General features: G+C 46.4%; 26 protein-coding genes. 16 read left to right on the top strand and 10 right to left on the bottom strand.

The window, feature by feature from the left end; translation table 11 throughout:
- Position 1 precedes the first annotated feature (1 nt).
- The 9 genes from cas7a to QXV08_RS03200 all read left to right on the top strand — a co-directional run bounded on the left by cas7a (position 2) and on the right by QXV08_RS03200 (position 8,076).
- Positions 2-1,069 (top strand): type I-A CRISPR-associated protein Cas7/Csa2, encoded by a 1,068-nt coding sequence (cas7a, locus tag QXV08_RS03240; RefSeq protein ID WP_342784883.1) that lies wholly within the window; start codon positions 2-4, stop codon positions 1,067-1,069.
- 16 nt (positions 1,070-1,085) lie between these two features.
- Positions 1,086-1,994 (top strand): CRISPR-associated protein Cas5, encoded by a 909-nt coding sequence (gene cas5, locus QXV08_RS03235; protein ID WP_342784881.1) that lies wholly within the window; start codon positions 1,086-1,088, stop codon positions 1,992-1,994.
- Positions 1,987-3,141, top strand: a complete 1,155-nt coding sequence (locus QXV08_RS03230) for a hypothetical protein (RefSeq protein ID WP_342784879.1) — start codon at positions 1,987-1,989, stop codon at positions 3,139-3,141. Before cas5 ends, QXV08_RS03230 begins: the two co-directional genes overlap by 8 nt.
- 22 nt (positions 3,142-3,163) lie before the next feature.
- Positions 3,164-4,987, top strand: coding sequence for a CRISPR-associated helicase Cas3' (cas3, locus tag QXV08_RS03225; RefSeq protein WP_342784877.1), 1,824 nt, complete (start codon positions 3,164-3,166; stop codon positions 4,985-4,987).
- Positions 4,981-5,835 (top strand): CRISPR-associated endonuclease Cas3'', encoded by an 855-nt coding sequence (locus tag QXV08_RS03220; protein WP_342784875.1) that lies wholly within the window; start codon positions 4,981-4,983, stop codon positions 5,833-5,835. The genes cas3 and QXV08_RS03220 overlap by 7 nt, the downstream gene beginning before the upstream one ends.
- A gap of 28 nt (positions 5,836-5,863) precedes the next feature.
- Complete coding sequence (locus QXV08_RS03215; RefSeq protein ID WP_342784873.1) at positions 5,864-6,799, top strand: hypothetical protein; 936 nt, start codon at positions 5,864-5,866, stop codon at positions 6,797-6,799.
- A 64-nt stretch (positions 6,800-6,863) separates the two neighbouring features.
- Positions 6,864-7,010, top strand: a complete 147-nt coding sequence (locus tag QXV08_RS03210; RefSeq protein ID WP_342784871.1) for a hypothetical protein — start codon at positions 6,864-6,866, stop codon at positions 7,008-7,010.
- A gap of 203 nt (positions 7,011-7,213) precedes the next feature.
- Positions 7,214-7,426: a hypothetical protein gene (locus QXV08_RS03205; protein ID WP_342788034.1), complete on the top strand. Its 213-nt coding sequence runs from the start codon at positions 7,214-7,216 to the stop codon at positions 7,424-7,426.
- 104 nt (positions 7,427-7,530) lie between these two features.
- Complete coding sequence (locus QXV08_RS03200) at positions 7,531-8,076, top strand: hypothetical protein (RefSeq protein ID WP_342784869.1); 546 nt, start codon at positions 7,531-7,533, stop codon at positions 8,074-8,076.
- 162 nt (positions 8,077-8,238) lie between these two features.
- On the opposite strand, the gene QXV08_RS03195 is transcribed toward QXV08_RS03200, so the two are convergent.
- The 10 genes from QXV08_RS03195 to QXV08_RS03150 form a co-directional block, all read right to left on the bottom strand.
- Positions 8,239-8,904: a hypothetical protein gene (locus QXV08_RS03195; protein WP_342788035.1), complete on the bottom strand. Its 666-nt coding sequence runs from the start codon at positions 8,902-8,904 to the stop codon at positions 8,239-8,241.
- Positions 8,905-9,265: 361 nt separating this feature from the next.
- On the bottom strand, positions 9,266-9,685 hold the full coding sequence (locus QXV08_RS03190) for a hypothetical protein (RefSeq protein ID WP_342784865.1): 420 nt from the start codon (positions 9,683-9,685) through the stop codon (positions 9,266-9,268).
- Positions 9,686-9,697: 12 nt separating this feature from the next.
- Complete coding sequence (locus QXV08_RS03185) at positions 9,698-11,173, bottom strand: hypothetical protein (protein WP_342784863.1); 1,476 nt, start codon at positions 11,171-11,173, stop codon at positions 9,698-9,700.
- A 4-nt stretch (positions 11,174-11,177) separates the two neighbouring features.
- Entirely contained in the window at positions 11,178-12,164 is a 987-nt protein-coding gene (locus QXV08_RS03180; protein WP_342784861.1) for a hypothetical protein, read from the bottom strand.
- 2 nt (positions 12,165-12,166) lie between these two features.
- On the bottom strand, positions 12,167-13,168 hold the full coding sequence (locus QXV08_RS03175) for an SPFH domain-containing protein (RefSeq protein WP_342784859.1): 1,002 nt from the start codon (positions 13,166-13,168) through the stop codon (positions 12,167-12,169).
- Entirely contained in the window at positions 13,165-13,689 is a 525-nt protein-coding gene (locus QXV08_RS03170) for a hypothetical protein (protein WP_342784857.1), read from the bottom strand. Before QXV08_RS03170 ends, QXV08_RS03175 begins: the two co-directional genes overlap by 4 nt.
- 198 nt (positions 13,690-13,887) lie before the next feature.
- Entirely contained in the window at positions 13,888-14,103 is a 216-nt protein-coding gene (locus QXV08_RS03165; RefSeq protein ID WP_404991022.1) for a type II toxin-antitoxin system VapC family toxin, read from the bottom strand.
- 429 nt (positions 14,104-14,532) lie between these two features.
- The gene (locus QXV08_RS03160) at positions 14,533-14,904 is read right to left on the bottom strand and encodes a NifB/NifX family molybdenum-iron cluster-binding protein (RefSeq protein WP_342784923.1); all 372 of its coding nucleotides are present in this window, start codon (positions 14,902-14,904) and stop codon (positions 14,533-14,535) included.
- A gap of 2 nt (positions 14,905-14,906) precedes the next feature.
- Positions 14,907-15,152, bottom strand: a complete 246-nt coding sequence (locus tag QXV08_RS03155) for a hypothetical protein (RefSeq protein ID WP_342784853.1) — start codon at positions 15,150-15,152, stop codon at positions 14,907-14,909.
- A gap of 35 nt (positions 15,153-15,187) precedes the next feature.
- Complete coding sequence (locus QXV08_RS03150; protein WP_342784851.1) at positions 15,188-15,541, bottom strand: DUF134 domain-containing protein; 354 nt, start codon at positions 15,539-15,541, stop codon at positions 15,188-15,190.
- A gap of 411 nt (positions 15,542-15,952) precedes the next feature.
- Between QXV08_RS03150 and QXV08_RS03145 the strand changes: the two genes are divergently transcribed.
- The 7 genes from QXV08_RS03145 to QXV08_RS03115 all read left to right on the top strand — a co-directional run bounded on the left by QXV08_RS03145 (position 15,953) and on the right by QXV08_RS03115 (position 21,603).
- Positions 15,953-16,108: a hypothetical protein gene (locus QXV08_RS03145; protein ID WP_342784849.1), complete on the top strand. Its 156-nt coding sequence runs from the start codon at positions 15,953-15,955 to the stop codon at positions 16,106-16,108.
- An 87-nt stretch (positions 16,109-16,195) separates the two neighbouring features.
- A complete protein-coding gene (locus QXV08_RS03140; protein ID WP_342784847.1) occupies positions 16,196-16,354 on the top strand; it encodes a hypothetical protein in 159 nt (52 codons plus the stop codon).
- Positions 16,355-16,754: 400 nt separating this feature from the next.
- Positions 16,755-17,747 (top strand): hypothetical protein, encoded by a 993-nt coding sequence (locus QXV08_RS03135; protein ID WP_342784845.1) that lies wholly within the window; start codon positions 16,755-16,757, stop codon positions 17,745-17,747.
- A gap of 21 nt (positions 17,748-17,768) precedes the next feature.
- On the top strand, positions 17,769-19,691 hold the full coding sequence (locus tag QXV08_RS03130; RefSeq protein WP_342784843.1) for a hypothetical protein: 1,923 nt from the start codon (positions 17,769-17,771) through the stop codon (positions 19,689-19,691).
- Between the two features lie 43 nt (positions 19,692-19,734).
- The gene (locus QXV08_RS03125; protein WP_342784841.1) at positions 19,735-20,478 is read left to right on the top strand and encodes a hypothetical protein; all 744 of its coding nucleotides are present in this window, start codon (positions 19,735-19,737) and stop codon (positions 20,476-20,478) included.
- Positions 20,454-20,936, top strand: a complete 483-nt coding sequence (locus QXV08_RS03120) for a hypothetical protein (RefSeq protein ID WP_342788036.1) — start codon at positions 20,454-20,456, stop codon at positions 20,934-20,936. Before QXV08_RS03125 ends, QXV08_RS03120 begins: the two co-directional genes overlap by 25 nt.
- A gap of 10 nt (positions 20,937-20,946) precedes the next feature.
- The gene (locus tag QXV08_RS03115) at positions 20,947-21,603 is read left to right on the top strand and encodes an ABC transporter ATP-binding protein (RefSeq protein ID WP_342784837.1); all 657 of its coding nucleotides are present in this window, start codon (positions 20,947-20,949) and stop codon (positions 21,601-21,603) included.
- Positions 21,604-21,645 lie beyond the last annotated feature (42 nt).

Raw genomic sequence — 21,645 nt, 5'->3', positions numbered from 1 at the left:
GATGCAGATCACGATCGGATTATCCCTCAGAGTCCTCGTTAACGCTGAAGCATTAAACATGGCTGAAGCCGTAGGAAACTACACTAGGCATAGAAAGGCCCCGGTAGTCATATCTACTGGGACAGGCTACTCGGTGGTGTACGTACCGGCTGTTAGCGGGGAATCTATAGCACACCACTACCAGCTCACACTAGCCCAGATAGCGAAGAGCCGCAACCTCCCTGTAACATCAGCCGACTTAGAGGGCTACTTCATCAAATTTGCAGATAAGAACGTTATCAAGAACCTTTACCCAGAGCTAGATAAGATCGTTGGAGGCATTGAAAACTGGCTTGGCAAGAAGCCGTCGCCAGGCGAGCTGGAGCATATGTTCCTTAAGGCTAGTGTCGTAGCTGACGTAGGCGGATTCCTGTACGTAGATGGCCCTATCAAAAGGACTTCAGCAATCAGGTTCAGCTACATGCTCCCGACGCTCGACGCCATCGAGCAGGGCGGTGTAGCATTAACGCCACAGTTGCACACCAGGTATGCGCCGCCAGAGCTCATGAAGGATTACCAAAGACCATTCTATGTTGAGAGCGGCAGCGCCCTCTACACGCTCACCGCTGAACTCGTGGTCACAGACATCGCTAGGCAGTACTACTCGAAGGAGACTGATAAAGAACTAGAGAAGCAGAAAGTCGAGCGAGTGAAAGCAGCTGTAGATGCTCTGATAGCTCTCGTAGACGGCATGATATTCGGAGCCAAGAGGTCTAGGTATAACCCGCTGTGGAAGGTTAAGAGTGCTGTTGTAACACTCAGCAAGGGACCCGTGGAATTCATACCCAGCTCAGGCATCTCGAGATCATATATTGTCGAGACATACAATAGGGCGGTCCAGCTGACTAAAATTATTGAAGACGAGACTCTCAATATCTTTGTCTACAACGATGAAAACCTCGAGGAGCCTAAAGTACAGCAAGAGCACAAGAAGGTGACGTATGAGAAAGCCACGACTCACACCGAGGCTCTAGCCAAAGCGAGAGACAAGGCAGTGAATATACTGTCGGTTCTTGGAGTTATAGCCTAAGTAGGTGATATCAGGCATGGTTGAACCCCAAGACATAAGGGTTTTTTACGCACGCGCATCCTTCTCATGGGGCTTCACCGTTAGATACAAGGGTGTTTCAGCCGCTCAACCCTCATACCCCATACCGCCGCCGACCACAGTAGTCGGAGCCTTCGGATACCCGCTGGCAAGGCTACTCGGCTTAAATCCGCATGGCAAAGAAGTGGAAAAACACGGGGAAGGCCTCTTGATCTCCCCGCCGATGAAGGCTTTCCTAGAATCTACGATCACAGCCTCAGTAGCCCTAGTGAGAACCAAAGGTTCCGCTGGAGGGATATCCGTGTATTTAGAACCTAGCAGGATAATAGGTTTGGTTTACAAGACGGGCGGGCAAGTTGAAAGAGTGAAGAAGGCGAAAATGTGCACTAGGGAGTTCCACACTGAAGCACTGGGAGTAATGCTACCTGTCCAAGCACTCGGTTCAGCCTACGCTCCTGGACTCGTTCTAGACCTACTCTGGATTATTGATGCAGGAAAGCTAGTCAAAGAACTAGGCGTGTCGAGAGAAAGCTTCGAGAAAGCCGCCTCTAAAGCCGTCTACGGGGTTGTTAGGATAGGTAGCAAAGAAGGATTGGTCGCACTTCACACCGCCACCTATCTTACTAGCGTCAAGATCCTGAATGCGGGTGAGAAGTTTAAGACAAGGTTCTATGTTGATGCTAGATGCGTAGAGCCCCTTGACAGAGAGTACGTTCTCGAAATAGAACTACCAGGTATACGTTACGACACCAGCAAGTTCTACATAGCGGCTCAGACGGGGTCCCAGAACCTGATTATACCACTATCGGAGAGTTCAAGCCCACCCTGGTACAGGGTACTAACCAACTGTAAAGGATTCGTTGCACCAATAAGTGAAGAGATAGTGGGGGTGGCTCCTGTTGAGTAGCCTGGTTATTGAGCTGTTAGATGAGCGAACCATAGGCAGGAACTTCCAGGTTGCTGCTCTAGGCTTTATCAGAAGCAGTCTTCCACCTAGCATCGTCAATGAAATCAAGAAGGGCCTTATCAATGGTAAGATCATGCTGGGTGCAAACGATCTGAGAGAGCTATTGAATATCCTGGCTCAGCAGACGAAGGATGTTTGTGAAAGCAAGAAAAATTTACCGAAATTATATGGGAAGGAAGATACTAAGGCATTGTCTTCCATCGGGATAGCGATCTCGTCGGCGAAGTCCAAAGAGGAATCTAAGGCGAAATCTAAAGAGTTATGCGATGCTCTAGTGAACTCGGTGGAGGCTGTTCTTAGTAATCCGACATCCGAAACAAGGATTCCACAATTCCTTAGAACCTATGTGTTCGGCAAATATAGAACCGAGCTAACACAGGTGGAAACCTCTAACGCTGTCTCAATCTACATAGCTACTGCGGGAGCCATCATCTCGATGGTCGATCGCCTTAAAGCTGGAGAAACCTTTCTTGAACAATACCTTGTACCTGATGGCTCTATCGCGTCTTTCAACGAGGCAGTGAAGGTATACGGCTTGATCTATGCTTCGAAAGAACACACCCTCGACAAATTCATTGAAAGCATATACTACAACCTTGAAAACATAAGCCTCGAGGTCTCGCTGATACTAGCAACCATGGCGTTCACCCACTACATAGCCACCCAGGTAAAGGGACTTCAGACCCTCGACCAATACTACGACTCCTTCGAAACACATCGACTAGTATCTATCAGGCCAGAGATGAGGCCACAGGTTGCCTGGGAGAGACCTCTCACAATATCAGGGCATCTGAGAGCACTGGAGAAGAGGAATGCGATAAAAATGCTGGACGACCTCAGGAGCCTCGCTAGCTACGCTAAATCAGTGGGAAATGAGGTAGAGGCCTACGACGACACAATATCCATGTGCCTCCACGAGATCTACGGCTACATGGAGACTGGATCCCTAGACCTACTGACGTCCTGTGCTGGGAGGATAACAAGGATCTTGGACACGTTGAACTCGAAGAATATCTGCGGAAGGAATAAGTATGTCTGCACAGACTTAAAGTCGCTCTTGAATCATTTGATGAGGCTAGCATACTAGCACTGTCCCCGAGGATTTTGCTATGACGTTTATAGACACCATATATTCGAGGCCCGGGCTCGAGAGAGCGGGAGAGCTCTTTAAGAGAGAAGGAAAGCTTGTTTTAATCGCTCCAACAGGTTACGGGAAGACAGTCTTATCTCTGAAGCTGTACAGAGACTTCGTCGAGGAGGGCCCATGGGGCGGCTTGATACATGTAGCGCCTTATAGAGCCCTCGTGAGGCAGATATACAATGAAAAATTCAAGCCTTACGTGTCAACATCAGGCTATCAATCGCTCGACTATATCGAGCCAGGAGACAAATCACCATACTTCCTTAGAGACTTGATCGTGACAACGCTCGACAGCTTCATATACAACCTCTTCAGGATACCCGTCGCAGAGCTGAACAAGGTTTATAGGATGATTTCACAAGGCCACTACTATCCTATACAGCTCTCCATCTTCACATCCCTCATAGTCTTAGATGAAGCACACGTGTACCTTGGCGATATAGATGAAGATGTATCTATCGCGTCAGTAGTAGCAGCCAGCAGGTTTCTCAATAATGCCGGAGTCCCATTACTTGTCGAGTCTGCTACGATGCACAGCGATCTGGTTTCAGCATTATCTAACAACATCCTGAGGGGGTCGAAGATAGTTTATGTTGGAGACGAGAACTACCAGGTGAAGAAGCTTAAAGATAAGGGAGTTAGCGTTGAAGTAGTCCGGGACATAGATTTCGAGTCCTCTAACTCATTCAACTGGCGCACACAGCTAATAAGCGAGGATAAGATAATTGGGGTCCTACAGGAGCATTGTAGATCAAGCTTAGTACTCTTAATCACAAACACCGTGAAGAGAGCTGTCGAGATCTACGATGTGATCCTCGAGAAAGGAATATGTGATAAGGCAGTGCTACTACATGGTTTGTTAAGCAATAAGGATAGAGAGGGGGCGTTAAGCGAGATAAGTAAGGCATCGGCAGGCATAGTAGTATCCACACAGGTTGTAGAAGCTGGAGTCGAGTTCCCGAGCAGAGTCTTGATTACAGACCCAGCACCCCTGGAGAACCTGGCTCAAAGAGCCGGAAGGCTGTGTAGAGAGAAGTACACTAGCATATATGAAGAATGCGTGAAAGAGGGGCCTCTGGTCTACATAGTTAAACCTCCCGGTGACTCTGAGTTAGATGAGTACAGGGGACCCTATAGAACTGAGCGTGTAAGATCCGCTTTGACTTCAATCAACGATGTCTTAGAGAGGGGAAGGAGTATTGACTGGAGGCTGATGTCCCACAGGGAAAACTACATTCCGTTTGTTGAACTACTAGAGAAAACCCCGGCCGTTCAACCCGCGAAGGCTGATATTGGGGCATCAATACTTGAGGAGTATCTAAAGAGCGATGCTACACCCGAAGATTTAATCAATGTGTTAAACTCCACTGGTCTACAGCTCACCAGATCAGGCTTCCTGGTAAACCTGCTTGTGAACACTAAAGAAGTATGCGGTAGAGAGCTGAGAGACCTAGGCGAGCTGGAGACCGTGTCCATCGACTTGAGGAGCCTGCTGAGGGGTGGAGTCGCGAGGGTTGTAGAGACTATTAGCGTGGATGATAGAGATTATTTGAGGCTGGCTGCAGTGAGAGTAGTTAGAACAGATGGTGGAAGCGTAGTCAAAGTCGTCTGCGATGTAAAAAGCAAATATTTCATACCAGCGCGGTTGAAAGAGGTAACCCTCAACGAGTACTTGGGCTTGATAACGCCTGATGTTGGAGATGGGGAGGTGTACGTTGGAGGCAATGCTGTCACTCTAATTGTAGCTTCTGAAGGAAGTTATGTCAGAGGACGGGGTCTAGCAGTATGGTGAAATGCGATATCCCCGGCTGGCCTTTAGCATACTACGAGGTTAGAGCAGGCAATGTAGTAGAGGTGCCGTTGCAGAAACACTTGGTTCTGACCTCAAGGATCGCACTAAAAGTCTTCGGTAAGAGAATTAAAGTATTAGATTACATGGTCTCCTCTTCGGGATTGTATAGTTACATAGAGAGTGTGCGCGGGGTTGTTGAAGCCACCGCTCTGCTTCACGATATCGGGAAGGCGAGCAAATTCTACTGCGGAGGTGTTAAACAGGGTAAAGTCTCGTTTGAGCTACATGAGTATATACCGGCTGTTTTACTAGCGGATCTTTCGCTAGAAACGAACATGGAGGAGAAACCAGTTTTCAAGCTTGTAGCCAGGGCCATATCTCGACATCATACCTCAATGAGGAGTAGACACCCTGCATCTCTCCATGAAAGTAAAAAAGTAGAAAAGCTTGCGAAAGCGCTCAAGGCATTCTTAGATGATAGTGAGGAGGTAAACAACATGCTAAGCGCGTTAGAGAAGCTATGCTCAACAGGTGAGTCCTGCTCCTTTATCGTTGGGGGACTTAAAGACCATATTAGCAGAATCGACTCGGGTAGAATAGTAGACAGGGTTAAATCGGGTGATTTATTCAAGACGCTTAAATCAACAACCGACTCCAGTGAAGACTTCACAGGTTACAAGATCTTAGCGGGTTTAACAGGTATGCTCATAGTGGCAGACAATATAGCCGCGAGTTGCGAAGGAAGGGTCAGCGACGACACGCATACACCGTCCTATGTCACTTATTGGCTGAGAGAGCTAAATCTAAGCGGGGGAAGATTAGACCGGATATGCCAGGATCCCTTCTAGGAGGGAGGATTAGATAGGTGGGGAATGCTTGGATCCTGAAGTCTCGTTGATCAAGGCTGTCGTGAGAGTCAGTGGGTTTAAAGGCTACTTGTTCACAGGGAAGCTTGTCAAGACCCTTGTCTTAAGGAGCAACCCTGGTTTATCCAAGTTCTTCGAGCCTAGTAAAGCCGGGCCGCCTAAGCTCATCCACATCTCCCCCCTCTTCAGGCTTGACGGAAATGATGTCAGGTGCGAGTACAGCTTCGTGGAGTGTAGGGGTGGCTTGATGGCTAAGTGTGACGGTGAGCCCTCGATCGTCTCTCTAGACGGGGTCTACAGCTTCTACCTCGGCTTCCACAGGGATGTTGGAAACTACTCCGAGGTGTTGTCGAACCTCGTCAATAATATTCAAGGATGCTTCGAGTTCATGAATCAAAAAGTCTGTGTCGAACCCCTTGAGTTCGAGTACGTGGATGCTGTTGCAGCCGGGAGGAGGCTGGCGGGAGAAGTCCTAGAGACTGGGGGAGTCAAGATCGTGTTCTCGTCACCTGTTATGCTCAGAGACCCCCTTAAGCCTGTGGGCAAATTCAAATCCTTCACTCCAACCCCTATGAACGTATTCGCGACACCCATCTACTCTCTCCTATATGCTCGGGGACTGTATAACGTTAAGAGGTTTAGGCTCGAGCTCCTCAGGCTCCACAGAATCTTCAATGAGACCTACACTCTCTTTAAAAGCTTGAGGCTGAAGTGGGTCTACTACAATCTTAAGCCTGAGCCAGCTCTAACAGGCTTCGTAAACTACAGGCTGAACAGAGACTACCTGGGCTTCCTCAGGGAGAAGGGTGTCGCAGTCGAGGAGTGGCTAGGCAGCATACTCGCATACACTATTACACTAGGAGTCGGAGCTGGCAGGGCAACTGGCTTCGGCCACGTCTCAATAAAGCCCCTCGCGAAGAACGGGGAGAAGCCCCGGGGAGGCTAGGATTCTTTTTATTTCTCCGCTTAGAGCACCCTACCCCACCCTCCAGTTGCGAGGCGGTTACTTGTTGGAGAAGCGTGGATTGATCACCTGTAAAAAGGGTTACGCTGAAAACCGGCTTAAAAGCTATCTCGCTCTCTTCAAGAGCGTGAAGCCTGCTACGTCAGTGACGACTATAATAACAATGGTTAGCGCGCTGGAGCTGCTGGTTTAACGCATCCTTGTCCGACAGGACCTGCTGGAGCTACATTATGCCCTACCCAACCTGATCCCCACGACCAGCGAGCATAAGAGAACTGGGGAGAGGGATGCAGGATGCCCGGCTAAACTACAAGGATCCAGTTAACCCAGTCTATCCTAAAGAAAAAATGATATGATAGAAAAGATTGTTAAGGCATCAAGCAATCCTAGAGAATTATGATAGACATATTCTGCTGGCCCGGAACACTTGCACTCGTGTCAAAAAGGCTTGACAGAAAATGGATTTGTATAGACAATTCCCCCATAGCAATTGGGATTGCGATCAAAAAACTGTCTACCATAGTAAACCGCCACCCATTCATCCTAGTCAACGCCACCGGAAACCCTTTGCCTGGAAAGCTAAAGGAGGTTGTTCAAGCACCTGCTTAAGAAGTAGAAAAGGTTCACGTTAAGTCAGGATCCAGCAAGTAAAACACTACCCTAGCCATTTATATACGAGTATCACCTTACTATTATCAGGTAGTGGTTTAAGGATGGAGCATGTTCAACTGTCCCAAAAAGGGGAAGAGAATATTTCGACAGTAGGTAAAATTTTCATCGGCATCACAGTCCTCTTTGTGGCGATGGCGGTAGCTTATTCTGTAATGCTCACGCTAGAGATCTTCAAGTCCGCCAGCGAAGGCGAGACCACAACACCATCTTTTACAACACCAACATCTTATCCAACCGTCTCAGGATTCTATGTAGGATACATTCCAGGGCACACGGTGCAGCCGAGGGTTGTGGCAGAAGAAGAATACCTCGGCTACTACTTTAAAGGCGACGGCACCTACACAATGTACATTTCAACCGATGGAAGAAAATGGATTCCACAATATACAACCTGGCCGTCAGGCGGAAACCCATATACGGGAACCTGGTTGCAAAAAGGAGACATTATCACCATAAACTATCCGGGTATCGTCAGCGGAGGAACAACTATTCCCCCGTCATCCTGGAAGGTTAGGATAAGCGCTGACGGAAACAAAATCTTCTCCAACGAAGTAACACTTGAAAAGGTAAGCGAAACACCACCATAGTATGCGTTTGAACTTTTTGATACATTTTACCAGGGAAAGGACAATACATGTTAAGCGTGTGCTTAACATGCTATATTGTGAGCCACTAATCTATTGAACAGGCTTGGGTTCTTAGCCATTAAAAATAATCCTCTATTATGTATAGTTTAAGCCTGCTACGTTCTACACGCTTGAAGCGGTAGGCTGTGGCTGAGGCTGTGTAGGCGTGGTTTTAGCAACCCTTCTCCGTTTAGCAACGAAGTACACAGCCAACCCCACTACGACTACCGCCACTACGACTATAGCGAGTAAGAGCTGTTGCGTCAATGGTGACGGACCTAGCCCCTGCTTCAGCCAGCTTATACTGGTATCGATTAATTCAATGCTGAAGGTGGCAACTACGCCTGTTGTAAACTCACCCTCCTTCTTAACCAATACACCGTTCTTGTAGTAGACCTTCTCCCCGCTACTAGTAGTATAGTCGCCTGTGTACTGCGGGTTTATGAAGAAGTCGCCTGTGTCAGGCCCCTGGCTCGAAACATCCTTAGACATAGCACTCGAGAAAGCTAGTCCAACAATCAGTAGGCCACCGATGGAAGAGCACTTCTCGCTATCGCCGCTCTCAAGCCTCTCGACTCCACCATCATACTTGATAACAGTGCCCTGAACGTCTTTCACAGTTACTTTGATGATGTATACGCATTTATTCCCTCCAACCGTGATGCTGTACCTGTACCTCAGCCAGTCGCCCGGACCATAGCCCAGCTCTGCTAGAGTGGTTGCCGAGGCTACAACTACTAAGAAGGCGAGGGTCAGCCCAGCCAAGACTAAGCCGTGCTTCAATATCACACCCTGAATAATGAGTCGCCGGCTTAAATATTTAAATCTTATGAAGGGGCTTAATGAATCTACAGGAACCCGTCTAGTGCCTTTCCATCATAGCCTGGCCGCTGGTTTTATCCGCTACTAGCTCTCTACGTATCGAGGCCGTCTCAGCGACTTTAATCAAAGCCGGGCAAAGCCCTATCGGCGGCCATGGCTGCCGAAACCCTCAGGGTGGTGAGGAGGCCCGGGGAAATTAAACCGTAGACGGGGAACGGTGGACTGTAATGGTTACAGGATTATAGAACAGCTGACATAATAAACCTTCATCAGCTTAGGGTTCTCCAGGATCAAGTTCACGGAAAAAATAATGTATAACTCATCATCTTTATTCAGCAACTGCTTTTTCAATAGCCCTTAATCTATATGCTCCGAGTAATAATGATGATAAAATTATGATTAATGCCAGCCTGGAGTCTATTTTTGAAAAAACCATCCAAGTCGCTATAACGAACATGATCACTCCGACGAATATCCTCGATGAAGCCGGGTTTACCAGTCTCTTGCTTACTTGCCCCTGCCTCTCTACCCCGTAGAACCAGAGTGAAGTAATATAGAAGAATACTATTAGAAATAGGGTTAAGGGGTCTTCTCCTGTAGGAAGCATCGTCGAAGACACTCCAGCTATTAGTGATGCGATTATGGCTGTGAAATCCCGGAATGCCGTTGCAAGCTTCAGCCTCGTGAAAGACATGGTTGCGTAAACTATTGTTGAAGCAACCCCTAGAATGATTAATACTTCAGTCATCCCAACCCCATCTTATACACTCAGCTTAGTTAGATTATCCAAGCCTGTTATAAGACTAATGCTTAGGCCTCTCTCGTAGGCCAGTGTCTGCTGGTTGACAGGGTTGAACGGGATATATATGACGCCTGTTGCCTGGGAGGATACGAATATTATCTTCCCACCATACTTGCCGCTGACCATGTTCATGTAGCCGTCGAAGATCTTCTCAGCGAGCACGCTTGATATAAGCGGTGGGATTACTCTAGCATCAGCCGGCAGACCCGAGGCCTTCATCGATGAGATAATACTCTTTAAAACCGGGTAAAGCGGTGCCTCCTCAACCCTCTCCAGCTTCACAGGTTTACCCGAGTACACTCCGAAGACATCTGTCACAGGGTTTGCAGCATATGGTGCGATCGCCGAGACAAGCACAGTCAGCCTCGACTCCACGCCCTTCTTCAGAAGCATGCCTTTAACGAAGGAAAACCTGGATTCAACCACATAGAACGGTAGATAGAAACTTCCACTGCCTGGAACAACGTAGACTTGGGATGACCCGTTTTTAGCAAGCACAATCCTCCTGAGATTCTCAACCACCTCCACGAGATCGCTTAAAGGCCTCTTATAAGTTTCCCTAATTAGCTGGAAAACCTTCGTATATGCCTCAACAAACCTCAATACCTCCAAGGGGTCCCTGCCAGCTCTGAAAAACTCATGCGATGCCTCAGAGATTTTATACACTATCTCAGCAACCATCTTCTCGGCCTCTAAGACACCTCTACTGACTTCCGGCGAGGCAGAGGATCCTACACTATCCAAGAGCATATTGTACTGGTCTATCCCTGTCTTCGCGATATCGAGGGCTGCCTGGGTATCTCTATCGTATAAGAGGCTGAGTGCTGTTAGCACAGACCTCGCTGCATTCAGCCTCTGCTTGACTAGATTGAGGCCGGGGTCCTCGGGGATGCCTGCCAACGCCTCCTCTATATTCTTCAATGCTGATTTAACATCGAACTTCGACAATGCTTTAATCGCGTTGAGCAAATAGCCTGCTATATTACCATATACTATCGTCTCCTGGACAAGCTTCAAATCATCCTCTGATACCGCGAAGTCTCTTATTGTTTGAATTCTAAGGGTTTCCTCGAATAATGGTTTTGGGTCATCACTTGAAAAAGAAGGCGGAGGAATCGGCGTGAGAGGAGATGAGAGATAAAGGAGGTACTTGGCTCTTATATTGCTCCTCGCCATCATTACCTTCGGCTTAATGATCTCCTGGAAGATCTGGTATCTAGCCGTAAGATCCGCCACCGTTGACGAGATCATTGTTGCAGGGAGTAATTCGCGAATCCATTTCTCGAGATCTCTTCTAAGCCTTTCAACATATGCTGCAGCATCAACCACCTTGTTAAGGAAGCCGCAGTACTCGCATCTAACCCACTCTTCACCCGGCTGAGGCTTGGGGAGTGGGGCCCCGCAGTTGGTGCAGCGGAGTGCCACCGTCTCCACTGCTTTAATCCCTCATATAGTACCTGCGCCCTGCTTGAATACTCAGACTCATCAGCTCTGCTTCGAGTGCACTTATCCTGGCGTTTAACCTCGCCTCGACCTCTTGTAGTGCTTTCATAGCCTGATCGTAGTAATTTTTCGCGAGAGCGTCACTTAAATTATATATCATCGTGTAACAAACTCTGCAGACAGCGATCGCGCCATCATTTATTAGGTACGGGGAGTCATTACCATACTTCTCAATGATATACTTGTTAATCGATGCTGGAAGATATATGTAGTTGATGTCTTCGCCTTGTATCTCTCTGCGGCAAACCCAGCACCTAGTGGTCTTAGACAGCTTGCCTATCCTGCTGTCAACAAACTTCTTAACCTCGGCTGGAGCCTGTTGGAGGTAGGCAACTGCCTCGCTGTATAACTCCATCGCCTTTGCTGGATTATCGGCCTCTATCTTCAAAGCCCTCACGATTCTAGAGTAGCCGAGGAACCTGAATCCTATCGTGGAGAGCGGATCATTTATTTTCAAATAGTCCTCGATTATCAGCCTCCTCGATCCCTCTGCTAGAAGTTTACTACCTATCTCCTCGTACTTCGAGGCAAGCGATTCATCCATACGCCTAGCCACGTCTATGCTGAACTCCGGGAGACTCACTATCATCGAGGCAATCTCGAGATCCCTGCACAACTCGCTAGCTGTGGGCTTACTGGCTAGGCCTATGTCAAGCTGCCGACCGGGGTCCAGCCTCTTGCATTGCTGCAAAGCTTTAGAAAACGATTCCGCCGTCTTTTTGACCAACGCATCATAGAATAACGCGTAGAATAATATCTCGTCGGCTCTCTTAGAGATCTCTGGATCTTTCGCCTTCAAAGCTATCTCGTAGGCGTTTAGAAAGCGTTTCACAGCGCTCTCTAAGTTGCCTTTATTCCTCTCACTTAAAGCCTTGTTCAGCTCGTCCTCAAACTTCTCCCTATCGCTTTTAAACAAGTGCAAGGCTACATCTCCTTCTTGAATTTTTCAAGGATCTCCTTCTTCAACTGCTCATACTCCTCCTTCGTGATCAACCCCTCATCAAGCATCTTCTTCAACTCCCTAAGCTTAGCGATCGCCGGGCTCTCGGCTGGCTGAGACGGCTGACTAGGTTGCTGGGGCTGCTGAGTAGGCTGGACAACCTGTTGCATCAGGCTGGGCATTGCTACAAGCGCACCCATCCAGCCAGCAGCAGGCGATTTACCCAGTGCCCTCATGACTTCAACCGTCTTAACGATCTCCAGTACCTTATCCTCCTCGCCTTTCTGAATAGCCAGTAAGAGCGGGAGGCCGTAGGTAGGGTCTTCTTTCTCCATCCTCTCGAGCTGCGGCAGGCTTGCCCCGGCGATTTTGACATCTATGAGCTCCAGCCCTCTCTGGGCGAAAGCTTCCTGTATCACTCCTGCTTTAAGCCTCGAGGTCACCTGGGATAGATTTGTGTAGATGTCTATCGCGGTGTATTTGCTGATCTCCTGGATCAATGTCTCGGTGAAATAGTTTCGAATAAATTCCGCTACAGCAGTTGAAGCCAGATTACTCACCGCGCCAGCTATTTGGGTGAGGAATAAGACTGGGTCTGAGACTCTATACCAGAACTCGCCGTATGCTTGAAGCTCAGTCATGTATAATGTTCTAGGGCCAAGTTTAACCCTAGTGGATAGACCGAATTTACCTTTGAATTGCTTGAGCGATACAAATACAATCCTTGCTTTGAAAGGCGACTCACCGTAACCCATCACCAGCCTGTAGGCTCTCGTGAGAAGGGGTAGGTTTTGAGTTGTCAGCATATGTCTTCCTGGTGGAAGTACATCGTAGATCTTCCCGTCCCTCATGAATATTGCTGTCTCATACTCGTGGACTATCAATACGCTGCCCCAGCGGATCTCCTCATACGGGTAAACCCAGAGGATATCCTCTGGCCCTGGATTAACCCACTCTATAACATTAGTCTTACTCAAGCCCGTCACCTCCTATACCCTGAGAGCAGGCTATCCCTTCCCTCGAGCATTACCTCGTATTCTTTTGCTAGCCTTTCAATGTTCGCTAAGAATGGCTCCGCATCTGTGATGCTTGAAGGCGGGTTTGAAGCAGCCTTCTCCAGTGCTTCCGCTATCTCGCCGAGCCTTAAATCATGCTCCAGCATCTTGTTTAAAACCTCTTCATCCACCTTAATCGCGTGGAAGAGGGGCTTATAACCGTAGGGGGCATGCCTCGTCCTCTCGGCAAGGGAATCGATTTTATAAATTAATTTTTCCAGCCTCTCCGTGAGAGGCGTCGAGCCAGTAGACGAGGCAATGCTCGAGTAATAGTTTTTCAAGCCGCCAACACACTTTTTAAGCCTACGATAAAGCTCATCGCGTACAACACGGTCAGTCTCTCTAACAAGCTCCTTCTCTTTATACCCCCTGTAACCTGGGAAAAGCATCATCAGCTTCTCGTAAAGCCTTAGATCCGGGGATGGCTTGGCATCCGACGACAGATTTAACACCTCTTCATAAATTATATTTACATTTTACAAATATATAGGTAAAACACCTTGAAATCAGCTCCGATTCAGTAGTATCCAAGGTATGCTGATTGCATAAATAATGATGAAGCCTCTCCAACTTCCTTGCAGGATTAGAATCCAGTAGCCCTAGGCGGGAAATATTTCAATACCTTGCCTACAATGCAGCTTATCGAGTTTCTATACCCACAATCTCCTCACTACGGGCACTCTATCGAATCCACTATCCTCGCTAACAATGGTGTTTATACTATTGTTAACCATGACTCCTAGATGGAGTGAGTCTGAGGGTTCGAGGTTGTAGTCTAGGAGGAATTTTATCGCCTGCTTATACTCCTCTCCGCCTAGGCTTATAACGGATACATATGAGAGCACATTGGACTCTATAAACTCTATTGTAATATTATATGGGATGCCATACTTTTTTAGAGACGTGTTATTCTAGATATACGGGGCAAACGCTTTACGTGTATCTAGATGTGTAAATCAACTACTACTGTAAAATCCGATTATTTTTCAATCCTTTCTTATTGCTCCGTACTAACTGGGCGGGCTTTCATAGCTTTTACAACTGAAACCCTTATCCTTCAGGGCGGAGAGGAGGTCAGTTATTAAGAGAAATAGACAGCTAATACTCAAAGGCTTTTGAGGCGTTGAGAAAAGGATTGAAAGACATCGAATTCTTAAAGCAGCTCCTCACAAATGTTTAGAGGGGCAACTAGGGAAACACGTGCGCAAACAAGCATTTATGGAGCTATTTTAACCACTGCAATGCCCTATTGTTTATAGCTAGAAGTACGATTCAGATAAGTAGATCAATCGGCTTTAATCATGTTCCCTGGGAACTGTGGCTTCCACCAGCTTTTTCTCCAGGAAAAACTCTAGTGCCTTCTCGACGCTTACCATTTTCCCTGAATTATCCGGTTCCACATAGTATATTTTCACGCCACGGCTTCTCAGCTTCTCGAACGCGCCAGGCCCCATGCCTAAGGATATCACCGCCTCCACGCCCTGGGAGACTAGGAAGTCAACTACTGCCTCACGTCTCCCATGGGCATGGTTGAAAAAAGGGTTCTCAACTACTTTGATAATCCTGTGGGATCCATCGGCTACTTCAGCGAGGGTAAAAAATCTTGCCCTACCGAAATGCGGGCTCAGGTATATTCCGTGAGAGGTCTTTATAGATGGTAAGGCCACTATCAAGGCGGGCTCCTCTTCAGCTCCTCTATTCTCCTATCAATGTCTTTCAATACTACGTCCGTGAGATACTTCTTAAACTCTTCTAGGTACCGTAGCTCTTCTTCTCTACCAATGGGTGGCAGAGGATAATCTGGCCGATACCACCAGCACCAACCTCTCCCCATATACCAGCCAGGCCTCCTCCAGGGGGGCAGGTGATTCCATGGACCATGCCCTGGCCAGGTACTCGGGTATCTCCAGGCCATATTGTTCACCGAGATGTGAAATATGTTTCAGATCCTTATATATTTTTCTCTCTGGCCCCAGCGTTTTCACCAGGTGAGCCTGAAACAAGTTTAATAGGTCTCCCCTCGGATAAAGCCACCGCGATCTTATACCTACAGGACTCAAGCATCCGCCAGAAAGTAGCCTTGGATACACCTAGCCTTGCAGCTGCCTCCTCCGTGGTTAACCCCTCCACGTGGACCAGTCTAAGGGCCTCAATCTCGTAGTCATAGACCTCGACAAACTCTGAGAGGCCAAGGCCAACAACTTCTCTAACAGGAAGGTAGACAACGTTACTGCCCCATGCAAACCCCCCTGCATAATACGGCGGAGCCCTACAACGCCACCGTCGGGGAATACCTCTAGGCAAAACACGACACCCTGGGAAACAATTAGTCAACCCAGCCTTTAAACTCAACCCATTGACTTTCTGATAACAAGGGGTGAAGCAACCTTATAAAAAGTTGCCTTGCATCCATTACGCTTACAGCGTTACTTGTTTTTCTGCTCCCTGGGCTTCTGCTCAGAGGTAGCTTTCTTTCTTACACGGCATTTTGCACCGCCAATATTTACTGCATCATCTTAGGGATATAAACTTTTCTCATTAACATTCTATCTCAAACAAGTTTGAAACACGAACTCCCCCTGTCTAATAGCTTGTGACCAGCTTCTTCCAAAGCAGTTTCTCCCGCGTCGAGAATGATTGCGTAAGGAGCTGTTTATGCTTATTAAGTAAGCCTGGGTTTTTTGTATGTAGTGGTGGGAGTGTGGCTGGGAGGGTGTGGGTCTCTCGCTCGTGGCCGGGTTCTTTGTAGTTGTTGCCGCAGTCATGTTCGCGGTGAAGTATAGGGGTGAGCTTAAAGCACAGTTCTCGGGATCACACAACTGGCTACCAATAATGCTATTATTACTCGCTGATGTCGGGAGCCTGGCCTAAGGGAATTCACGAACCTTCTTCACGTACTTAATTACCGCGCTATCCCTCTACCAGCCAGGGCTGCCACCAGCTAAAATCGCCTCAAGCGTGGCAGTATTCCTCCTCTCAACCACGCTCATATCCGCTCTAACCACTGCTCAAGCACCGCTAGTGGAGGCATTAATGTACGGTGATATCGCCGTAACGGGAGTTGTCTTAGGCACACTGAGAATCATTGATGCAGTACAGCAAACAGCAGCAAGTTAGAGAGGCCCGCTCTTAGGATTCGATACAATACTCTTAAAAACCTTTTAAGCAAGGAGGTTTGAGAAATAGAGGCACGAGAACACTTGATAGGGTTATTTAGTGGTTTTATAGTTGGCTGGAGAAGTTATTGACGCCGCCCAGGCAATAGGCCCTCATTTCTATTCACCCTGCACCCAGCTCGGGTTCTCATCTGGCTTAGGGACGTTCAGGGCGACCCCATTAACCTCCTCAGAACCGGTTTTCTGCCACCATTTTTCTTGGCTGATTTTACCCTTCGGAGTGGGAAGAAGGTTAAGCAGTTAACATGCATCTTTCAATATTTTAAACAAAAATAATATAAACCATGTTTAAATATTTAAACAAAGATAGAGTTGCAAGAATTAAGGTAGGAGAGGTAATTATGAATACCTGTCCTAAAATATGGTGGGCTGTTATCCTCACCATAATACTGGCTATATCATATGAAGTCATCATAAATAATCAGGCCGTAACAGCAGAAACACAAGACCTGAGATTCAAAGGTGTGGAAACAGGTATACTAGTGAGAAACTTTACTACTCCATATGGAAGTCTAACAGCTAATTTTACAGTAAATAATGTAAAACCATTTCTATATGATCCGCGAAGCCTGTTTGAGGTTAAATACAACGTGATAGTTCAATGGGATACAAATGCTGTAGCGGCAGCATACGTGCCAGCAGTCTTAGAAGTCTATGAGAAAACAAATCCAAGTTACAATGGCACAATAATAATTAAGAGGCCAACTCTGGTTGGACTGAGCGCAGTATTTAGGGGCAGTAATAGATCTGGAACAACATTAGACACGGAATGGGAGGAAAAGTACCAACTATATAATGGAACCCTTTACCTACATATTGCAATAGGGTCAAAGACATACGAACGTGAAATAGAGGTATTTATGGAGGAAAACTATGATGAAAAAGCAATACTGGAAGCCTGGATGCAAGCCCGTGCAGGTATATCAGCAGACCTTAAGTTGTTGGATTTTGTTAAAGCTAGCTTTGACTTGGCTTCAATTGAAGCCGGAGTTAAAGCATCAATTGTATCCAAGTATCAAGTCTCTAATGGATACAGAGTAAGGGTGAAATTCACCATACCAACTTACGAGATAAGGATAAGTTATTACGCCGGCATAGATGTTGAAAGACTATATAATGCATACTCTATGAATGGTAGTAATGTGATTCTTAGCCGTGGTGAATTGCCCGAGGAGAGAAAGACTACTACTGAGAGTGAAATGGATAGATGGACGCTTGGTGCTTCGGGATATTACGTTGGCTACTCGGACTACATTGATATGATTCCATATTCTGGGATCTATCAGTTTGATGCCAATGGATCAACAGGAATGATTGTGTATATGACTAGCTAATGTCCCGTTAGGGGTGTGATTATGAAGAAAGTGATTATGAAGAAGCTTCTTTTTTCAACAATGTTTATATTGATTGTTTTCTTCAATGCTCTTTCTCAGCCATTTACGTATGTTCAAATAGTAGTTGATGCAGGAGAGAACGATGATGGCTTAGAGTACTATGTTATATCTTCGGAATACAGCTCTGGGTGGATAGGGACACTTTACGTACTAGACGAAGAGTATAATATCATACTCGCTCCACTATCCACAGCGTTGTCGCATGATTGCTCTGTTCAAGACGCAGTGTTTCCCCAGGCCCCCTATATCGAGTATATAGCTCAGGGGTCAGTGAATATGGAGGGAGTGTTATCCAATGGAACCCGTTTCACCAAGCTATTCTATACAATTGCCAATTACATTGGTTGTGGAAAAGATAATGTGGAGATCAAGGGGGTTACACTGGGGTATGAAGGATCCGAGGTCCTTGCCTGCGTCCACGTATTTATACCTATGCGGCATACTGAGAAATACAATGTTTTACTAGAGCTTGTGCCCGGGAGCATGGTTTTTGAATACAGGTATCTCAATTCAACTCATTTCGAACTGCTGATTAAGCTATACTATACAAAGTATGGACTAGCGGATATCGTTAGAATTGCTCTTAAAGAATACAATATAACCTTCAGATTTCTCATCGACATGAATACGTGGAGTGCAAGCTACTGGAATGGATCTAATTGGATACCTGTTGGGACGTTGCCAATAGCGACACCATCTCTAGATCTATCACTACTCCTCTACAAGCTCTATGAGGCTTACAGTAAGGATGTAGAATATTATCTAAAACATGAGACGGAACTACAGATCACCATAGAAAGGCTAAAATCTTTAATAGAGAACAATATAGATGAGGCTAGGCAATTTTTATTTGAGAGAGCAAATGCAGCCCTCCCTCAGCTCTGGAAGGAATATCACGGAGTATACCTTGGTAAAGAAATCAGTATAAAAGCTCGCGAGGGAATGATTGTGGGTCCATACGTTAATATCACATTTCCAACATACAACCAATTAACCCTGCTAATAAATTCCACGGCGTTGAAAAACTACAAGGAACTCATCGTAGAAGGGCTCAGGGAATATATTGAAGAAGGGCGCTTGAATAAGCTGAATGAAGTAATTGCCGGAAATGACGGGTTTATCAGCTTCAATACTACTCTAAGGAAAGGAGGTGTGGGCTCATTCCTATGGGCATTTGTGCCCTCGCACCTCCCATTAACTCCCATAGGCTCAATGTTTATACTACCGGCAACACACTTAACCGAGTATCTCGGTGAAGGGCCCAATTATAAAATAGCGTATGCTCTGCTCGATATCATGCCACCTGAAACGGATATTACGATAGAGAAGACCGCGTCGCCACCTGAGCCACCGCCCCAAGGTAATTATATTACAATCGCCATAGATACCAGGCTCGCAGAAAGATTTATGTTGACCACCGGAGATAGGGTATTGCATGACAGGAACACAAGGCTATCAATACTGAACAATCTGGAATCTAGCGTGAAAACAAAGTATTATAACACATGGTATGAGATAGTCAATGGTGCCGATCCCGAGAAGAAATTCCGCGAATTCTTGGAGTATCTAGAATCCGCAGTATTAACAACGGCTTATCGGCTAGGGGGAGAAAAAGGCGTGGATATTGTTAGAAACCTCATCTATAATAATTCATCGCTACCGGAAACCACAACCACCCCTCCTTCTGGGAACGAGCCCGGGACCTCGACAACTCCTTCAGCCAGTGATTCTAATTCAAGCAACTCAACAAGTAGAGGCGGGGAGGTTTCTGGATGGCGCAGTATATATGTTACTATCCCCATATTAGTAATAACGCCACTTATATTATCCACAGCGTATCTGTTATATAGGAGGCGTAGATCCAATAGAATCAATGCATCCTAGATAGCAAATAACTATGCTTAGAGCCTCTCCCGAGGAGATACCCATGAAACGAATATACACGTTGGCCTTGTCGGATCCTTCCATTATAGAAATTATAGCGATCACTATAGGGATAGTCTCTAGTGTTGCAAGCTTTTTCTATTTGTTCACGACCCTGGCTTACCAAGCCGGTTTATCGGCTTCAACTATCAATCCAACTGGCCGAATACCTGGATATATAAGTGGATTTCATCAACCAATGCCCCTTCCATCATTGGATTCTATAAGGACTACAGCGGCACAAGCCTTCCTTTACAATCTATATGGTGCAAAGCTCGAGTTTTGGCTAATCTACATCATATCCATGTTTATAACCGTATACCCGATAACCAATAGGCTTGAAAGCGTAATAATACCATCCATGAGCATTGTTGGGAAGTCTCTAGGTTGGATAATCCTGGCCTGCTTTATCCCGATCATGCTTATATCTCTCGGATACGTATCAATGTTCATTTTGATGTCAGCATCTGTGTATGTTTTCTACTTTAATTCAAGCATCGATGGCTTGTTCCTAAGCATCGTAGCTAGTATTTCAATATTCATGGTGCTTGCCACGGTGATCTTCTACAATGGATTCATAATCACCGGCAAAAACTACTTTGGTGCTCTCCTAAGTTTTCTTCTAAGTCTAGGCATCGATAAAATCTACCTGGCAACAAGCGAGCTAACTCTCCTATGCATCGTCCTCATCGGACTTAACCTTATGTTATTAGCGATAGCAGTATGGAGGAGGTGGATCTCAGTTTGAAGGCATCGTTTTTTGCGGCAATCATTGCCTTACTATTCATTGCATCAACCGCCACGGGAGTCCTTATGATATATAATGGCTACGGTATCCCTTCAAGGTTCCGGGCCGTGTACTGGCTCGACTCCTATACGTTACTGATTAGCACTGGGAAACAAGCCGGGAAACCCGTAGTTTATGAGTGGATTATAGCTACAGTGTTAAAGCCCGGAATCACTAATGTGAGCATAGTATTACGCGAGTTGGGGGCGCTGGAACGTGCCTTAGATTATGCTACCATACAATTCTACTTTGATGATAAAATCTATGAGGCAAACTCCTCGTCCCTAAGCGTTACTGTAGAAAGAAACACTGTATTTTTTATCGGCAAAGCTAGAGTTATATTTTCCCCCGATGCGCCACCAACTATAAAAACGCCAGTCGTGTACGTTGACATCACGACGACTGACAGAATGCAATGAGGCGTCTTACATGCACGACGAGAAAAACCCCATGTTCTCTGTGAGAAACCTACTCGTCAAATATCATAAACTGGTTGCACTGGAAGTTGAAGAACTCGAGGCCCCGGTGGGGAAAATACTCATAGTTGGATCGAACGGTAGCGGTAAGACAACTTTGATCAAAGTATTACTAGGTTTAATGAGGCCCACTAGAGGTGAGGTGCGGCTACTTGGATTAAACCCATTCACGGAGTCAAATAAGTTGGCTAAACAGGTCACATATGTCAGAGACAAGGATGAATTGCCCGATAATCTCAAGCTGTCAACGCTTCTCAATGTGCTTAGAGAACAGTATGGGGAAGATAATGTAGATGCTATTGCCAAAGAACTCGGCTTACTGAACCATAAAGATAAAAGACTATGTGAACTCAGCAGAGGGTGGAGGAGAAAAGCAAGCCTGTTAATAGCCCTGGCCTCCAATAAGAAGTTAATTATTATGGATGAGCCTTTCAGCGGTATAGATTCTGGTAGCAGGGCATTAATATCCGAGCTACTCGAGAAAAAGCCATCAAATATGATAATCATATCCCATATACAATCCCGAATCCGCTTCGACCACCTAATAGTGGTTGAGAGCGGCCGGATCACTTACAATGGGCCATATAAGCCGATAGAGTGGTACTCATAAACCAAGACTCGTATTTATGGCAAACCGGGAAATAGTTGAAAA

It is taken from the genome of Desulfurococcus sp. (assembly GCF_038881575.1).
Lineage (GTDB): Archaea > Thermoproteota > Thermoprotei_A > Sulfolobales > Desulfurococcaceae > Desulfurococcus.
The sequence above is the reverse complement of the archived record's forward strand: the minus strand, read 5'-3'. Positions and strand labels throughout refer to the sequence as shown.

Excerpts from the sequence above, each read along its gene's own strand:
- cas7a (WP_342784883.1), top strand. The coding sequence starts at position 2 with ATGCAGATCACGATCGGATTATCCCTCAGAGTCCTCGTTAACGCTGAA.
- cas5 (WP_342784881.1), top strand. The coding sequence starts at position 1,086 with ATGGTTGAACCCCAAGACATAAGGGTTTTTTACGCACGCGCATCCTTC.
- cas3 (WP_342784877.1), top strand. The coding sequence starts at position 3,164 with ATGACGTTTATAGACACCATATATTCGAGGCCCGGGCTCGAGAGAGCG.
- QXV08_RS03220 (WP_342784875.1), top strand. The coding sequence starts at position 4,981 with ATGGTGAAATGCGATATCCCCGGCTGGCCTTTAGCATACTACGAGGTT.
- QXV08_RS03205 (WP_342788034.1), top strand. The coding sequence starts at position 7,214 with ATGATAGACATATTCTGCTGGCCCGGAACACTTGCACTCGTGTCAAAA.
- QXV08_RS03200 (WP_342784869.1), top strand. The coding sequence starts at position 7,531 with ATGGAGCATGTTCAACTGTCCCAAAAAGGGGAAGAGAATATTTCGACA.
- QXV08_RS03190 (WP_342784865.1), bottom strand. The coding sequence starts at position 9,685 with ATGACTGAAGTATTAATCATTCTAGGGGTTGCTTCAACAATAGTTTAC.
- QXV08_RS03155 (WP_342784853.1), bottom strand. The coding sequence starts at position 15,152 with ATGGCCTGGAGATACCCGAGTACCTGGCCAGGGCATGGTCCATGGAAT.
- QXV08_RS03135 (WP_342784845.1), top strand. The coding sequence starts at position 16,755 with ATGAATACCTGTCCTAAAATATGGTGGGCTGTTATCCTCACCATAATA.
- QXV08_RS03130 (WP_342784843.1), top strand. The coding sequence starts at position 17,769 with ATGAAGAAAGTGATTATGAAGAAGCTTCTTTTTTCAACAATGTTTATA.
- QXV08_RS03125 (WP_342784841.1), top strand. The coding sequence starts at position 19,735 with ATGAAACGAATATACACGTTGGCCTTGTCGGATCCTTCCATTATAGAA.
- QXV08_RS03120 (WP_342788036.1), top strand. The coding sequence starts at position 20,454 with ATGGAGGAGGTGGATCTCAGTTTGAAGGCATCGTTTTTTGCGGCAATC.
- QXV08_RS03115 (WP_342784837.1), top strand. The coding sequence starts at position 20,947 with ATGCACGACGAGAAAAACCCCATGTTCTCTGTGAGAAACCTACTCGTC.